The organism is Bradyrhizobium sp. USDA 3240 (genome assembly GCF_054063295.1).
In genome coordinates this window covers 1828371-1844013 of sequence record NZ_JBSSGD010000002.1, presented here as the reverse complement: position 1 = coordinate 1844013, position 15643 = coordinate 1828371, and the positions used below count along the sequence as shown (strand labels likewise).

Annotated in this window: 16 protein-coding genes; 12 read left to right on the top strand and 4 right to left on the bottom strand. The window is 65.5% G+C overall.

Annotation, left to right across the window (positions count from 1 at the left end; all coding sequences use genetic code 11):
- Nucleotides 1-23: 23 nt before the first annotated feature.
- A complete protein-coding gene (gene serB, locus ACVIGA_RS09540) occupies nt 24-941 on the bottom strand; it encodes a phosphoserine phosphatase SerB (RefSeq protein WP_456666186.1) in 918 nt (305 codons plus the stop codon).
- On the opposite strand from serB, the gene miaA reads away from it, so the two are divergent.
- The 8 genes from miaA (at nt 940) to ilvC (ending at nt 9011) form a co-directional block, all read left to right on the top strand.
- Nucleotides 940-1869 (top strand): tRNA (adenosine(37)-N6)-dimethylallyltransferase MiaA, encoded by a 930-nt coding sequence (miaA, locus tag ACVIGA_RS09535; RefSeq protein ID WP_456666185.1) that lies wholly within the window; start codon nt 940-942, stop codon nt 1867-1869. The two genes, serB and miaA, sit on opposite strands and share 2 nt — an antisense overlap.
- Nucleotides 1870-2261: 392 nt before the next feature.
- Nucleotides 2262-4037 (top strand): acetolactate synthase 3 large subunit, encoded by a 1776-nt coding sequence (locus tag ACVIGA_RS09530; RefSeq protein ID WP_456666184.1) that lies wholly within the window; start codon nt 2262-2264, stop codon nt 4035-4037.
- A 14-nt stretch (nt 4038-4051) separates the two neighbouring features.
- Nucleotides 4052-5038 carry a threonine dehydratase gene (locus tag ACVIGA_RS09525; RefSeq protein ID WP_229168674.1) on the top strand — a complete coding sequence of 329 codons (987 nt, stop codon included), beginning with the start codon at nt 4052-4054 and terminating at the stop codon, nt 5036-5038.
- 22 nt (nt 5039-5060) lie between these two features.
- A complete protein-coding gene (gene ilvN / locus ACVIGA_RS09520) occupies nt 5061-5603 on the top strand; it encodes an acetolactate synthase small subunit (RefSeq protein ID WP_016841057.1) in 543 nt (180 codons plus the stop codon).
- A gap of 3 nt (nt 5604-5606) precedes the next feature.
- A complete protein-coding gene (locus ACVIGA_RS09515) occupies nt 5607-6302 on the top strand; it encodes a class I SAM-dependent methyltransferase (protein ID WP_212310478.1) in 696 nt (231 codons plus the stop codon).
- 43 nt (nt 6303-6345) lie between these two features.
- On the top strand, nt 6346-7224 hold the full coding sequence (locus ACVIGA_RS09510) for an EamA family transporter (protein ID WP_456666183.1): 879 nt from the start codon (nt 6346-6348) through the stop codon (nt 7222-7224).
- Between the two features lie 7 nt (nt 7225-7231).
- Nucleotides 7232-7840 carry a LysE family translocator gene (locus ACVIGA_RS09505; protein ID WP_223975544.1) on the top strand — a complete coding sequence of 203 codons (609 nt, stop codon included), beginning with the start codon at nt 7232-7234 and terminating at the stop codon, nt 7838-7840.
- 151 nt (nt 7841-7991) lie between these two features.
- Nucleotides 7992-9011: a ketol-acid reductoisomerase gene (gene ilvC, locus ACVIGA_RS09500; RefSeq protein WP_456666182.1), complete on the top strand. Its 1020-nt coding sequence runs from the start codon at nt 7992-7994 to the stop codon at nt 9009-9011.
- A 183-nt stretch (nt 9012-9194) separates the two neighbouring features.
- On the opposite strand, the gene ACVIGA_RS09495 is transcribed toward ilvC, so the two are convergent.
- Complete coding sequence (locus tag ACVIGA_RS09495; RefSeq protein ID WP_420965561.1) at nt 9195-10301, bottom strand: DUF2336 domain-containing protein; 1107 nt, start codon at nt 10299-10301, stop codon at nt 9195-9197.
- 182 nt (nt 10302-10483) lie between these two features.
- Nucleotides 10484-11503 (bottom strand): adenylate/guanylate cyclase domain-containing protein, encoded by a 1020-nt coding sequence (locus tag ACVIGA_RS09490; protein WP_456666181.1) that lies wholly within the window; start codon nt 11501-11503, stop codon nt 10484-10486.
- A 133-nt stretch (nt 11504-11636) separates the two neighbouring features.
- On the opposite strand from ACVIGA_RS09490, the gene ACVIGA_RS09485 reads away from it, so the two are divergent.
- Both ACVIGA_RS09485 and ACVIGA_RS09480 read left to right on the top strand, forming a co-directional pair.
- On the top strand, nt 11637-12035 hold the full coding sequence (locus tag ACVIGA_RS09485; RefSeq protein WP_456666180.1) for a lysozyme inhibitor LprI family protein: 399 nt from the start codon (nt 11637-11639) through the stop codon (nt 12033-12035).
- 28 nt (nt 12036-12063) lie between these two features.
- Entirely contained in the window at nt 12064-12297 is a 234-nt protein-coding gene (locus tag ACVIGA_RS09480; RefSeq protein ID WP_456666179.1) for a hypothetical protein, read from the top strand.
- 12 nt (nt 12298-12309) lie between these two features.
- Here ACVIGA_RS09480 and ACVIGA_RS09475 read toward each other — a convergent pair whose 3' ends face one another.
- Nucleotides 12310-12930, bottom strand: coding sequence for a hypothetical protein (locus ACVIGA_RS09475; protein ID WP_456666178.1), 621 nt, complete (start codon nt 12928-12930; stop codon nt 12310-12312).
- A 109-nt stretch (nt 12931-13039) separates the two neighbouring features.
- Between ACVIGA_RS09475 and ACVIGA_RS09470 the strand changes: the two genes are divergently transcribed.
- Together ACVIGA_RS09470 and ACVIGA_RS09465 are read left to right on the top strand one after the other, a co-directional pair.
- Nucleotides 13040-13756, top strand: a complete 717-nt coding sequence (locus ACVIGA_RS09470; protein ID WP_456666177.1) for a TetR/AcrR family transcriptional regulator — start codon at nt 13040-13042, stop codon at nt 13754-13756.
- Nucleotides 13757-13925: 169 nt separating this feature from the next.
- On the top strand, nt 13926-15638 hold the full coding sequence (locus tag ACVIGA_RS09465) for a sulfatase-like hydrolase/transferase (protein ID WP_456666176.1): 1713 nt from the start codon (nt 13926-13928) through the stop codon (nt 15636-15638).
- The last annotated feature ends 5 nt before the right edge of the window (nt 15639-15643 follow it).

Here is a 15643-nt window from a genome sequence, read left to right as displayed (position 1 = left end):
CTGCGCCGGGACGACACCGTAGACTACCCCTCGACGAATTCATCCCGCCGATAGCCCTGCGCATACAACAGCGCGGTGAGGTCGCCGTGATCGATCCGCGCCGCCGCGGCGGCTGCGACTGCGGGCTTGGCGTGATAGGCGACGCCGAGACCTGCGGCCTGGATCATGCCGAGATCGTTGGCGCCATCGCCCGTGACCAGCGTGTCGATGTCGTCGAGGTCGAAGGATTCGGTCAGCTCGACCAGGGTGGCAAGCTTGGTGGCGCGGCCGAGGATCGGCTCGACCACTTCGCCGGTCAGCTTGCCGTCCGCGACCTGCAACTGGTTGGCGCGGTTCTCCTGGAAGCCGATCTTCTTCGCGACCACCGTGGTGAACAGGGTGAAGCCGCCGGAGATCAGGCAGGTAAAGGCACCGTGCGCGCGCATCGTCATCACCAGCGCGCGGCCGCCCGCCGTCGGCGTGATGCGCTTCTCCAGCACCTCGTCGACGACGCCGACCGGCAGGCCCTTGAGCAGGGCCACCCGCTCGCGCAGCGCCGACTCGAACTCGATCTCGCCGCGCATCGCGCGCTCGGTGATGGCGGCCACATGGGCTTTCAGCCCGGCGAAGTCGGCCAGCTCGTCGATGCACTCCTGGCCGATCATGGTCGAATCCATGTCGGCCAGAAAAAGCTTCTTGCGCCGGCCGAGCCGAGGCTGCACGACAATGTCGATCGGCAGGTCACCGCGGGCCTGGCGCAGCCGCTCCTCGATGGCCTTGATCTCGTCCCTGCCGGCGTCTCCGCTCGAATTTTGGCTCTCGAACGGAATGTCGACGGCGACTTCGTTGAACAGCCACTGCGCCGGGCCCGGTGAGGGCAGCACGGCCCGCGCACCGTCGACGATGGTGGAGTCGAGCGCGGGGCTTGCAGGATTGCAGATCAGCGTGGCAACGAGGGACATGCAGGCGCATTCAGGATTGTTGGACAAGGCAGTGCTTATCGCAGGGCCGACCGCCAGCGGCAAGTCGGCGCTGGCGCTGGAGCTTGCGCAACGGACCGGCGGGGTCGTGATCAACACCGACTCCATGCAGGTCTATCGCGACCTCCGGATCATCACCGCGCGGCCGACCGCTGCCGAGGAGGCACAGGTTCCGCACAGGCTCTACGGTCATGTCGACGCCGGCGTGAATTTTTCCGCGGGCGCCTGGGTGACTGACGCGGCCAGGGTCCTCGGCGAGGCCCGGGCGGACAAGCGGCTGCCGATCTTCATCGGCGGCTCGGGCCTCTATTTCAAGGCACTGACGCGCGGCCTGTCGGCGGTGCCGCCGATTCCGGCCGATGTGCGCGACGGCGTGCGCGCAAGGCTGGAGCAGCACGGCGTCGAGGCGCTGCATGCCGAGCTTGCGGCGCGCGATCCGGTGTCGGCCGAACGGCTGAAGCCGCGCGACCGCACCCGCATCGCGCGGGCGCTCGAGGTCGTCGAGGCCACCGGCCGCCCGCTGCCGGACTGGCATCGCGATGGCCTGCCGCCGCTGCTGCCGTCGGGCCAATTCCACGCGCTGTTTCTGGCGCCGGAGCGCGAGCGGCTCTATGCGCGGATCGACGCCCGGTTTGGCGCGATGCTCGATTCCGGGGCGCTCGACGAGGTTGCGGTGCTGGCGGCGCGCGGGCTCGATCCGCTGCTGCCGGCCATGAAGGCTCATGGCGTCCCGGCGCTGATCCGGCACCTCAAGGGGGAGATCAGCCGGGAGCAGGCCGCCGAGATCGGCCGGGCCGACACCCGCCACTACGCCAAGCGCCAGTTCACCTGGTTTCGCCACCAGCTCCCGGAATTCGAATGGGTCGCGCCCGAGGCGGCGAAGGGGTGGCTGGAGGCGCAAATCCCGTAGCCCCGTTGGCCCCCATCCGGGCTACGGCCTCTCGGACTGCGCCGCCGCCCGCGCGCCCGTCTGCCATGCGCGTTGCGCCGCGCAAAAACACTCGCCGAACGGCTGGAACCCCGTTACACTTCAAAAATCGCGAAACTGCTTGCCTTGCCTTGACATTCGGGCTTTGGCCGCTATGTTCGCGCAACCTTTGGGAAGACTGGGTCACCTCGTGCGCAACATTATTACCAAACTGCTTATCGCCGTCGTACCCAGGCACACCGCCGGGGATGGCTAGCGGCCATCCAAATTCGGGCGGTGTGCATGGGGCCTCTGGGGCCCCTTTTTATTGCCCGAAACAGAACTGACGAGAACTGACAAAAGCCGCGCAAAAACAAGCGCATCCGGAGCGAACCATGACCGACAAGAGCCACGATCCCAATCAGATGACCGGCGCCGCGATGATCGTGCGCGCGCTCATCGATCACGGCGTGCAGCATGTCTTCGGCTATCCCGGCGGCGCGGTGCTTCCGATCTACGACGAGATTTTCCAGCAAAGCGAAGTCGAGCATATCCTGGTCCGCCACGAGCAGGGCGCCGGCCATGCTGCCGAAGGCTATGCCCGCTCGACCGGCAAGCCCGGCGTGGTGCTGGTGACGTCGGGGCCCGGCGCCACCAACATGGTGACGCCGCTGACCGACGCGCTGATGGACTCGATCCCGTTGGTCTGCATCACCGGCCAGGTGCCGACCCACCTGATCGGCAATGACGCCTTCCAGGAATGCGACACGGTCGGCATCACGCGGCCCGCCACCAAGCACAACTGGCTGGTGCGCGACGTCAACGACCTCGCCAGGGTGCTGCACGAAGCCTTCTATGTCGCCACCACCGGCCGCCCCGGTCCGGTGCTGGTCGACGTGCCGAAGGATGTGCAGTTCGCGACCGGCACCTATCATCCGCCGCGCAAGTCGGACGTTCACATCTCCTACACGCCGCGCGTCAAGGGCGATGCGACCCAGATCCGCAAGGCGGTGGCGCTGCTCGCCAATGCCAAACGTCCCGTGATCTATTCCGGCGGCGGCGTGATCAATTCCGGTCCCGAGGCCTCGCAACTGTTGCGTCAGCTGGTGGAGGCGACCGGCTTCCCGATCACCTCGACTCTGATGGGGCTGGGCGCCTATCCGGCGTCGGGGCCGAACTGGCTCGGCATGCTGGGCATGCACGGCACCTATGAGGCCAACATGACGATGCATGATTGCGACGTCATGCTGTGCGTCGGCGCGCGCTTCGACGACCGCATCACCGGCCGCGTCGATGCGTTCTCGCCGGGCTCGAAGAAGATCCACATCGATATCGACCCGTCCTCGATCAACAAGAACATCCGCGTCGACGTGCCGATCATCGGCGACGCCGGCAACGTGATCGGCGACCTGCTGCAGGTGTTCAAGGCGGAAGCCAGGAAGCCCGACATCAAGGCGTGGTGGCAGCAGATCGCGCAATGGCGCGCGCGCAACTCGCTGTCGTACCGGAAGAACAACGATATCATCCTGCCGCAATACGCGATCCAGCGGCTGTTCGAGCTGACCCGCGGCAAGGACACCTACATCACGACCGAAGTCGGTCAGCACCAGATGTGGGCCGCGCAGTTCTTCGGCTTCGAGGAGCCGCACCGCTGGATGACATCAGGCGGTCTCGGCACCATGGGCTACGGCCTGCCGGCCGCGGTCGGCGTGCAGGTGGCGCATCCGGACAGCCTGGTGATCGACATCGCCGGCGACGCCTCGGTGCAGATGACGATCCAGGAGATGTCGACGGCGGTGCAGTTCGAGCTGCCGATCAAGATCTTCATCCTGAACAACCAGTACATGGGCATGGTGCGGCAATGGCAGCAGCTGCTGCACGGCAACCGCCTGTCGCATTCGTACTCCGAGGCGCTGCCGGACTTCGTCAAGCTCGCCGAAGCCTATGGCTGCGTCGGCCTGCGGGCGACCAAGCCGCCCGATCTCGACGGTGCGATCAAGGAGATGATCTCGATCAAGCGCCCGGTGCTGTTCGACTGCCGCGTCGCCGCGCTCGAGAACTGCTTCCCGATGATCCCGTCGGGCAAGGCGCACAACGAGATGCTGCTGCCGGAAGAAGCGACCGACGAGGCCACCGCAAAGGCCTTCGCCGGCGGCAAGGCGCTGGTGTGAGGTGAGGGTGGATCATGTTTGATCTCAGCGAACTCGAGCGCGCGCACAGGATCGTCGGCACCGCGGTGCCGGCGACGCCGGCTTATGCCTGGCCGCTGCTGGCCGAGCGGCTCGGCACCGAGGTCGTGGTCAAGCATGAGAACCACACGCCGATCGGCGCCTTCAAGGTGCGCGGCGGCCTGGTCTATCTCGAGCGGCTGAAGCGCGAGCGGCCCGATGTGCCCGGCATCATCTCGGCGACGCGCGGCAATCACGGCCAGAGTCTGGCGTTTGCCGCGAGCCGCCACGGCGTGCCGGCCGTGATCTACGTGCCGCGCGGCAACTCGGTCGAGAAGAACCGCGCCATGCACGCATTCGGCGCCGAGCTCGTCGAGCACGGCGAGGACTTTCAGGCCGCGCGCGAAGAGGCCGAACGCCGCGCCCAGTTCGCAGGCCTGCACATGGTGCCGTCGTTCCACCCGGACCTGGTGCTGGGCGTTGCGACCTACGCGCTGGAGCTGTTTCGATCGGCGCCCGATCTCGACATTCTCTATGTGCCGATCGGGCAGGGCTCCGGCATCTCCGGCTGCATCATGGCGCGCGACCTGCTCGGCCTGAAGACCGAGATCGTCGGCGTGCAGTCGACCGAGGCGCCGTCCTACGCGCTGTCGTTCGCGGCCGGCAAGATCGTCACCACCGAGACCAGCAACACGCTTGCCGACGGCATGGCGACGCGGATTCCGGACGCCGATGCATTCGCTTTGATCCGCAAGGGCGCCTCGCGCATCGTGCAGGTCACCGACGACGAGGTCGGGCAGGCGATCCGTGCCTACTGGACCGACACCCACAATCTCGCCGAGGGCGCAGGTGCTGCGGCGCTCGCGGCCGCGCTGCAGGAAAAGAGCAAGCTCGCCGGCAAGCGGGTCGGCCTGATCCTGAGCGGCGGCAATATCGATTTCGATCTGTTCCGGACCTGGATCGGGACAGATGCTGCGCCGGCTGCCCAGCGGGCGGTGGCGTGAAAAGAATGCAAGGGGACGACCAATGAACCAGCCCGCATCCGCCTACTTCCTCGAAGAGCGTCACGATCCGAACGAGACGCACACGCTGTCCGTCCTCGTGCAGAACGAGCCCGGCGTACTCGCGCGCGTGATCGGGCTGTTCTCCGGCCGCGGCTACAACATCGAGAGTCTCACGGTTTCGGAAACCGAGAGCCAGAAACACCTCTCGCGGATCACCATCGTCACCACGGGCACGCCGATGGTGATCCAGCAGATCAAGCATCAGCTCGACCGCATGATCCCGGTCTACCGCGTCGTCGACATGACGCTGACCGGCAGCTCGATCGAGCGCGAGCTCGCGATGGTCAAGGTGAGGGGCGGCGGCGATCACCGCGTCGAGGCGCTGCGGCTGGCGGATGCGTTCCGTGCCCGGGTGATCGACGCCACGACCGAGAGCTTCGTGTTCGAGATCACGGGCAACTCGTCCAAGATCAGTCAGTTCATCGACCTGATGCGCCCGCTGGGCTTGGTCGAGGTGTCACGAACCGGGGTGGCCGCGATCACGCGTGGGCCGGAAGGGATGTGAATCATGTTGGCGCGCGACTGGTACTACACGCAACGGCGGCAGGTCGGTCTCGATACTGCGGTTGCCTCGATCTATGACGTCAGCGAGGACAGCGATGTCCGTGCCCGACAGGCGCTGACCATGCTCGGCGTCAAGCCGGGCTGGCGGATCGCCGATATCGGCTGCGGCAACGGCGTGCTGGCGACCGAGGCGGCGCTGATGGGCGCCGAGGTCGACGCCATCGACATCTCGCCGGCGATGATCGGGCTTGCCGAGATCTATGCGCGCGACCGCAAGGCAAAGATCCGGACCCAGCCGGCCGGGCTGTTGTCCTTTGCCTATCAGCCGAACTCCTACGACGTCATCGTCAGCGAGTTCACGCTGCACCACCTGCCCGATTTCTGGAAGGCGGTGGCGCTGTCGCGGATCTTCAACGCGCTGAAGCCCGGCGCGAATTTCTATCTGCGCGACATGGTGTTCGTCAGCATGCCCGACGGGGTCGATCGCGATGTCGAGGGCTGGGCCGATTTCTCGATCAAGAACCACGATTTCGAGCGCGAAAGCGTGATGACCCATATGCGCGACGAATACTCGACCTTCGGCTGGGTGATGGAGCGCATGCTGACCGAGACCGGTTTCACCCTGGTCGCCGCTGACTATCATGCGCCGCTGCACGGCACCTATCTGCTGCGCAAGCCGAAGCCGGACGAACAGATCTAGAGCTTGCATCGACAGAGCCAAACCGAACCAAAGAAGAAGAACAATGAAGCGGGCCGATGTTGGCATCGCCGTCATGGTCGCGGTGATCTGGGGACTTGCGTTCGTCGCGAGCCGGATCGCGCTCGATGAGCTGCCGCCCGAATTGATGACGGCGCTGCGCTTCGGTATAGCGGCGGTGCCGTGCCTGTTCCTGCCCAGGCCTCGCCAGGTGTCGTGGCCGCTTCTGGTCGGAATCAGCCTCACTCTGTTCCTCGGCCAGTTCCTTGCGCAATCCATCGCCATCGCCCATGGCATGCCGGTCGGGCTGACCAGCGTGATCGTGCAGAGCCAGGCGCTGTTCACCATCGGCTTTGCTGCGGTGCTGTTCGGCGAATTGCCGTCGCGTTTGCAGACCGTCGGCATCGCCATCGCCGCGATCGGCCTGCTGATGATCTGCGGCACCGTCGGATACGATTTCAGCGTCGCCGCCTTTGCCATCCTGATGATCTCGCCGATCTCGTTCGCAATCGGAAACCTGCTGCTGCGGCCGGCGCAGGGCGCACGCATGTTCGACCTGTTCGCATGGCTGTGCCTGTGTGCCGCGATCCCTTTGTTCGGCCTGTCGCTGCTGACGCTGGGTGCGAAGCCGATGTGGCAGGCGCTGTCGCATCTGTCGCCGGCCGGCATTGTCTCGATGCTGTTTGTCGGCACCGTTTCCACCAGCATCGCCTATTGGCTGTGGGGCCGGCTGCTCAGGGATTATCCGGCGGCGCAGGTGGTGCCGTTCGCGCTGCTGGTGCCGTTCGTCGGCTCCGCCGCTTCCAGCATCGTGTTCGGCGAGAGGTTCGGGCCGCTGCGGCTCGCCGGCATGCTCACGGTCATCGCCGGCATCGCCGTGATGCTGCTGTCGAAGCGGCCAAAAGCTCTGCCGAAAGTCGCGTGAGGGCACCATGTCGCATTCGCTGATGTTCGCCTTTGTCGTGTTTGCCGTCGTGATGTTCTTCACGCCCGGCCCCAACAACATCATGCTGCTGTCGTCGGGGCTGACCTACGGCTTCCGCCGCACCGTGCCCCACATCGCCGGCATCACGGTCGGCTTCGCCTTCATGGTCGGCGCGGTCGGCGTCGGGCTCGGGGCGGTCTTCATCGCTTATCCGGTGCTGCAGACGATCCTCAAATATGGAGGCGTCGCCTATCTGGTGTATCTGGCGGCCGTCATCGCCATGGCCGAGCCGCCCTCGGCGGACAAGGACGACAGGCCCGGCCGCGGCCCGATGACCTTCTGGGGCGCGGCCATGTTCCAGTGGATCAATGCCAAGGGCTGGGTGATGGTGATCGGCACCATTACGGCCTATGCGGCGATTGCCGCCTTCCCCTGGAACATCGCGATCCAGGTCGGCCTGAGCCTTGCCCTCGGGACGGTGTCCTGCATCGTCTGGGCGCTGTTCGGCACCGCCCTGCGGCCGGTCCTGACCTCGCCCCGGGCGATCCGCGTCTTCAATGTGCTGATGGCCATCCTGCTCTTGGCCTCGCTCTACCCGGTCTTCATGGACGCATGATGCCGCACCGCGCCATGCGAGATGGGGGTTTCCCCTGAGGGGAAAAATGCTCTAGACAACGCCGGAAATTCGCGGGCGCCCGGCGGTTCTGACCTTCCGAAAGCCTGACTCATCGGCCGATTTTGGCCCCCTTCAAAACGAGGAAAACACGATGCGAGTTTACTACGATCGCGATGCCGACCTGAACCTGATCAAGGGCAAGAAGGTCGTCATCGTCGGCTACGGCAGCCAGGGCCACGCCCACGCGCTGAACCTGAAGGATTCCGGCGTCAAGGACGTGGCGATCGCGCTGCGCAAGGGTTCGGCCTCGGCCAAGAAGGCCGAGAACGCCGGCTTCAAGGTGATGGAAGTCGCCGAAGCCGCCAAGTGGGGCGACGTCGTCATGATGCTGACCCCGGACGAGCTGCAGGGCGACATCTATCGCGAGCACCTGCACGACAACATGAAGAAGGGCGCGGCGCTCGTGTTCGCCCACGGCCTCAACGTGCACTTCAACCTGCTCGATCCGCGCGCCGACCTCGACGTGCTGATGATCGCGCCGAAGGGCCCCGGCCACACCGTGCGCTCGGAATATCAGCGCGGCGGCGGCGTGCCCTGCCTGATCGCGATCGCCAAGGATTCGTCGGGCAACGCCCATGACCTCGGCCTGTCCTACGCCTCGGCGATCGGCGGCGGCCGTGCCGGCATCATCGAGACCACCTTCAAGGAAGAGTGCGAGACCGACCTGTTCGGCGAGCAGGTGGTGCTCTGCGGCGGCCTGGTCGAGCTGATCAAGGGCGGCTACGAGACGCTGGTCGAGGCCGGCTACGCGCCGGAGATGGCCTATTTCGAGTGCCTGCACGAAGTGAAGCTGATCGTCGACCTGATCTATGAAGGCGGCATCGCCAACATGAACTACTCGATCTCCAACACCGCCGAATACGGCGAGTATGTCACCGGTCCGCGCATCGTCACGGCCGAGACCAAGGCGGAGATGAAGCGCGTGCTCGCCGACATCCAGGGCGGCAAGTTCGCCCGCGACTGGATGCTGGAGAACAAGGTCAACCAGACCTCGTTCAAGGCGACCCGTGCCAAGCTCGCCCAGCATCCGATCGAGGAAGTCGGCGCCAAGCTGCGCGACATGATGCCCTGGATCAAGAAGGGCGCGCTGGTCGACAAGAGCAAGAACTGACAGGCGAAGCCTGTCATTCCGGGGCGGTCCGCAGGACCGAGCCTCAGATGCGCAATTGCGCATCGGGGAATCTCGAGATTCCGGGTTCGCCTCTTCGAGGCGCCCCGGAATGACGCTGTGATGAAAAAGGGTGGGCGCGTTGCCCACCCTTTTTCTTTCTTTGTCACGACAAAGCAGCGGCAGCTAACCGGCCGCCATCGGCTGCTTCTCGATCCTGTTGTGCAGCTGCCAGAACCGCACGGTGCGCTGTGCGGTTTCCAGCGACAGCCGCCGGTAATCGCGGTGCGCGATCTCGAGCGTCGCATGGTCGATCTGATGCGGCAGCGGCCGCTTGCGCAGGATGGTTTCGACCGTCGGCCAGTTGAGCCGCGCCGAGCGGCAGGGGATCAGGAGCAGGTCGGAGCGCAAGCCAAGCATCAGGCGCTCGATCATCGCGATCGGCATGTCGTTGAGCACGGCGAGCGCGACTGTAACCTCGTCGAACTTGCCGTCCTCGGCGAATTTGTAGACCGCCGCATCGTCGAGCTCGTTCAGCTGCTTCATCAGCTTGACCAGCTCTTCGGCGATGCCGTAGTTGCGGCGCGGAGCGGCGGCCTCTTCCTGCGCGATGTCGTTCAGCACTTGGCTGATCTCCTCGCGGGCCCTGGGCGATGCGATCGCGAGCAGACGGGCGCGCACCGTATCTTTGGCGCGCTGCAGCAGGTCGCGCAGCAGCTTGGCCGGAATATCGATACGCAGCCCGAGGATCTCGACCAGCTCGTCGTCGCCCTCGGCGCGGGCGACGATCGAGGAATAGCCGTTGTCGGAGAACTGCGCGCCGGCATTCTTGGCGAGACGCCGGATCACCTTGTCCTCGCCGCGGTCGATGATCACGTCAGTGACGGACGCCGGCAGGTTCTCCCGCGCCGAGATCGCGAACAGATGGTCCTGGCCTTTGCTGGCGGCGATCTCGCGCAGTGCGTCGTTCGAGAGGCGGCTGGAGTGGGTCAGCACGTCGCCGGCGACGCTGATGTCGTCGTCCCAGGCGAGGTGCTGAATCACCTCAAACGGCGCATAGTCCAGCGGCGCGAGCCGCTTGCTGAGCTCGGCCCGCGCCCGCGTCTCGACGCGCGCGACGAGCAGGCAAAGCACGTCGTCGAATACCTTGACCTGTTCATCGTTGAGGCGGTCGCCGTCGTTCAGGAACAGATCGGTGACCTGCCGCAGCGTCTGCACGCGCTTGGCTGACGTCCCGTCCCGGACCGCATCCTCGAGTTCGGCAATAATCGATTGTGACGCCTGTTGCGCCATCGATGGGCGACCTTGTTTTTGTTGAATGACACCTGTCCGTGCACCATGCATGGCGTCGTCTTACACCTGCGTTAAGGTGGAACCCGGTGCAAATACGGGCGCATCGCATCCTTAACGGGGCGCGACCGGACAGGACGCAATTGGTGCTTTCGCCGCAATGGCGGTGCGCCTTAAGAGATTATTTAGGACGATGCGCGCCGCGCGACGGCAAATAGCTCGATCGAAGCGGCGCGCCCACGCAACTGCGTCGAGCCGAGCGGCTCGATGACAAAATCCGGGTCCCGGGGCAGCAGGCGCCGCAGCTCGCCCGAGATCAGCAGCGGCCGGCCGGCTTCCTTGCAATGCGCCTGCAGCCGCGCCGTGACGTTCACGGTATCGCCGAAATAGGCGATCTGCCGCCGCGAGTCGCCGCATTCGCTGATGACGACAGGGCCGGCATGCATCCCGGCGCGAAACGCCGGCACCACGCCGAACTCCTTGCGATAGCGATCGGCCCGCTTGGCGAGGCGGTCCTCGATCGCGAATACGCAGTCGAGATAACGCCGCGACGGCTGGCCCGTGCCGGCCGGCCAGGTCACGATGACCTCGTCGCCGACATAGGCATGAACCTCGCCGCCATGCGCCACGATCGGCTCATCGATGTCGAAGAAGAAGCGCGTCAAGAGCTCTTGCACACGCAGCTCGCCCATCGCTTCCGCCAAGGTCGTCGAGCCGACCAGGTCGAGGAACAGCAGCACGCGCTCCTCGCGCACCGGCTGGCGGTAGCGTCCGAGCACGATGCTGAGCAGCGTATGCCCACCGATCATCCGGACCAGTTCGTAGATCGTCGTGATCGGGATCGACAGCAGGAGGCCGACCCCGATGATCTTGAAGAAGGTCTCACGAATCCACTTCGCCTCGAGCCCATGCCCGTACAGCAGGATCTCGAGCACAATCGCAGCGACCGCAACGATAACGGCGAGGATCACGGAGCGGGCGATCAGCTCGACGATGAGCGGCCGCCGCCGCAGCCAGCCGCCACGCGCGGCCAGATAGAGATGCGTGGCCCAGACGATCAGGGTGATGACGGCGCCTTCGAGCGCGCTGCGCGTATAGTTCGCAACCGAGGCCTCGTCGGATTGGTCGAAGACGTAGCGAAACAGCCCGCCGACGAGCAGGCCGAGCACGGCCAAAACGATTGCAGGCGTCACCGTCCGCCGCATGAATCCTCCATGCCCATGAAATATCCTGCACGGATCGGGAAGGCCAGCCGCGGTGCGACTGATATGAACGGGATGTGCTACGGCCGCACTAACGTATGGCCCAGCTACGGCATCCATCGAAAGGGAAGGCGGCATGAAATCGGCTCTCACGACAGGCCTGTGCAGGCTCGGGCGCTTGGTTGCGGCCGCTTTCATCATCGCCACCTCGTCGGCCTGGGCCGGCGATCAGGGCGATCCCGAGCCGTCCTGCGACGGCAACACCTACCTGATGGTCGAGTGCCTCAAGGCCAAGACCGCGCAATGGGACAAGCGGATGAACGTCGCCTATCAGCAGGCGCTGAAGGATGCCGCCGGCGACAAGCAGCGCGACCAGCTGCGCACCGCGCAACGGTTATGGATCCAGTACCGCGACGCCAACTGCCTGTATTACGACCTCGGCGAGGGTACCATCGCCCGGCTCGATGCCGGCGAATGCATGCGCAGCATGACGGAAGTCCGTGCCAAGGAACTGGAAAACCTCGGCCATCAGTGAGCCATCTTCCGGAGTCAGGACCGGGGTCATGACTGACGGAAAGAGCCAGGACGAATTGACCCAGCTTGCCGAGGAGGCGCTGCGCGCCCAGCCCGGCTGCGAGACCGCCCGCGTGCGGGCGGTCTCGGCGCTGCCCGACGGGCAGATCGGCCGCAACTGGGAGATCCCGAACGTCGTGCTCGGCGACAGCCTGATCAGCGACGTCGACCGCGCGGTGCTGTCGGTGCATCGCCGGCTCGGCCGCAAGTTTCACCTGGTGTGAAGCGGCCGGATTTCAGCTCGCCTGTGCCTGACGTGGCGCAGGCCGCGCGGCCATGCTGATCATCCTGAGCGCGAACACCGCGGCGAGCGGCACCAGGAACAGCGCGTAGAGCGGCATCTCGGGAATCCGCTTGCCGAACGAAACCATGAACTGCAGCAGCAGATAATAGCCGCCGATCAGATGCAGCCTGCGCCAGGCGCGCTGGCCCAGCAGCGCAGCGGTGCGATCGAACGAGGTCGCGGTCAGCGCGATGATGACGAGATAGCCGATGCCGCCGAAGATGTAGGAGACGATAGAGGTGGCGGCGGCGAAGCCGGCCGGGTCCAGCATTGCGAACGCTGATATCGCGACCGCGTGGATGGCGTGCGAGGCGGCGAAGGTGACGCCCAGATAGCGGCGGTTGCGGCGCTGCCACTGCGTCCAGGCATTCGGCCAGAGCCGCGCCAGCGCCGCCGCGGAGAAGGCGAGGCAGAAGAATAGCAGCGAGGTCCGCGCCGTGAAGCGGATCACCATCCGCACGCCCTCGACCTCGAACTGCCGCATCGCGGCGATCCAGATCGAAAGCCCGATCAGGGTCAGTGTGAGCAGGCCGAACAGCCGCCAGCCCTCGAACCAGTTTCGACGCGTCGCCATATCCTGCCTCCCATCGTTGATGTAATCGCCAGTTACATTTCGCGGTGGAGCGTGGTCAACCGTGTAATCACCGCTTACATTCACAAGCGGGTGATGCTAGAGGTGCGCCATGCGCCGTCCCGCCAAAACCCCGCCCGCCAAAAGCCCGTCGGCCGGACGCCGGTCCGCCAAGCCGCGTCCGGCCGTTGCGGCGCGGGCGCCGGCGGCCAAGCCGTACCACCACGGCGACCTCCGCCGGGTCCTGATCGAGGCCGCCATGCAACTGGTCGGCGAGGGCGGGCCGGAGGCGGTCAGCGTGCGCGAAGCCGCCCGCCGCGCCGGGGTTTCGCCGGGTGCACCGTTCCGTCATTTCCCGAGCCGGGACGCCTTGATGAATGCGGTGGCCGAGGAGGCGCAGCGCCGCTTCCGCGCCGAGATCGTGGCGGCGCTGGCCGATGCACCGCCCGGCGATCCGCTCGGCCGCTTCCGCTGCCTCGGGATCGCTTATCTGCGCTGGGCGATGAAGAACCCGACCCATTTCGAGATCATCTCCAGCCGCCGCTTCTTCGACCACGATCGCTCGGCTGGGGTCTCCAGTGACAATGCGGAGTTGATCGGCCTGACCGAGCGGACGCTGGCCGAGGCCTTTTCAGCCGGCCAGCTTGCGGCGCGCGACCTGAAGCAGGTCCAGATCGCCGGCCGCGCGCTTGTCTACGGTTTTGCGCGGATGCATATCGACGGCCATTTACCGCGCTGGGGCGTCGCCGAAGCGGAGGCCGAGCAGATGGCCGCTGACGTCGTCGACCTCTTCATCGCCGGCATCGCGAGGCCTGCTGCGAAGGTCTGAGGCGCGCCGCGCCGGCCGGGCGTGCTCCGGGCGGGCAAATTCATTGCGCGTTCATGACGATTCAATTACGTTTTTGTGACACGGCGCAGACTCCGGCTGTGCGGTGTGCCTCCTGGCCTTTGCCAGTCAAGGCCGTGGCATTGCGCCGGGTTTGTATTGCGTCCCACCCATGGCGCCCGCGCCTCAGCAAAACTCTTCCGTTGCCGCGCTGGCCGGTGGCCTCGCCGCGATCGGCATCTGGCGGTTGCTGGCGGTTGCCGCACCCCATCTCGGCGCGCTGATCCTGATGTTGCGGACCGAGACCGATTTCGGTTCGCGGCTCTGCTTCCTGCTCAGCTGGGGAATCCTCAACTTCCTGTTCGTCGCGCTGCTGCGCCGGCCGGCGCTGTCGGGCGCGCTGTCGCTGACGCTGGTCGTGGTGCTGGTGCTGCTGTCGCGGTTCAAGCACGACGTGGTGCAGATGACCGCGAACTTCGTCGACCTGATGGTGATCGATCGCGACACCGCGTCGTTTCTGCTCACGATCTTTCCGAACCTGCGCTGGTCGATCATCGGCGCCGGCCTGGTCACGCTGCCGCTGATGTACGCGCTGTGGTGGCTCGATCCGTTCCGCATCCGCCGCCTGCCGGCCGCAGCGGCCTGCCTTGCCTGCACCGCGGCGCTCTCGGGCTATGCCTTCGCCTGGCCGGACGAGGCCTGGCGCGGCTATTACGACGACGGCTATCTGTCGAAATTCGCGCGCTCCGGCGTGACTGCGGTGTCGGACTTCGTCGCCTATGGCTTCATGGAGTCGGATCCGAGTGCGAGCGACCAGCTCAAGGTGCCGCTGGTCGACGCCTGCCATCCCGCCGGGCGGCGGCCGAATATCATCATGATCCATGATGAATCGAGCTTCGACATCCGCGCTGCGTCCGGCGTCAAGGTCCCGCCGGGCTATGGCAGCCAGTTCAAATCCTATGACGGCGTCGAGCGCAAATTCCTCGCCGAGAGCAATGGCGGGCCGAGCTGGTTCACTGAGTACAATGTGCTGGCGGGATTGTCCTCGCGCTCGTTCGGCCGGTTCGCCTATTTCGTCACCCGCATCGCATCGGGCCGCGTCGCGCGTGGCCTGCCGCTGGCGCTGCGCCGCTGCGGCTACGACACGCTGTCGCTCTATCCGGCGTTCGGCGCCTTCATGAGCGCGCGCAGCTTCCAGACCACGACCGGCATCCAGCAATTCTACGACGCGCATGATCTGCACGCGAAGGACGTCGAGCCCGACAGCTTCTTCTACGACAAGGCGCTGAAGTTGATGGCCGAGCAGAAGACATCAGGCACGCCGCTGTTCACCTTCGTCTATCTCGCCGCCAATCATTTCCCGTGGGAGACGAAATTCCGCCCCGAGCTGCTGCCGGCATGGAAGCGGCCGGGTAACACGCCGTCGGTCGACGAATATCTGCGGCGGCAGGCGATGAGCGCCAACGACTATGCTGGCTTCGTTGCAGCGCTGAAGAAGAAGTTTCCGGCGCAGCCGTTCCTGATCGTGCGCTACGGCGATCATCAGCCGGAGTTCTCGCCGCAGCTGCTCGATCCCGGGCTCGACGAGGCCGGCATCGGCAAGAAGCTGATGGATTACGATCCACGCTACTACGCGACATATTACGCGATCGACGCCGTCAACTTCGAACCGGTGAAGAGCCCGACGGTGATGGATACGATCGACGCCGCCTATCTGCCGCTGGTGATCCAGGAAGCCGCGGGCATTCCGCTCGATCCGTCGTTCGAGGAGCAGAAGGCGATCATGCTTCGCTGCAACGGCGCATTTTATTCCTGCAAGGACGGCGCGGAAGCGCGCCGCTTCAATCGCCTGTTGATCGATGGGGGGATCATCAAGGGACTTTGAGACTT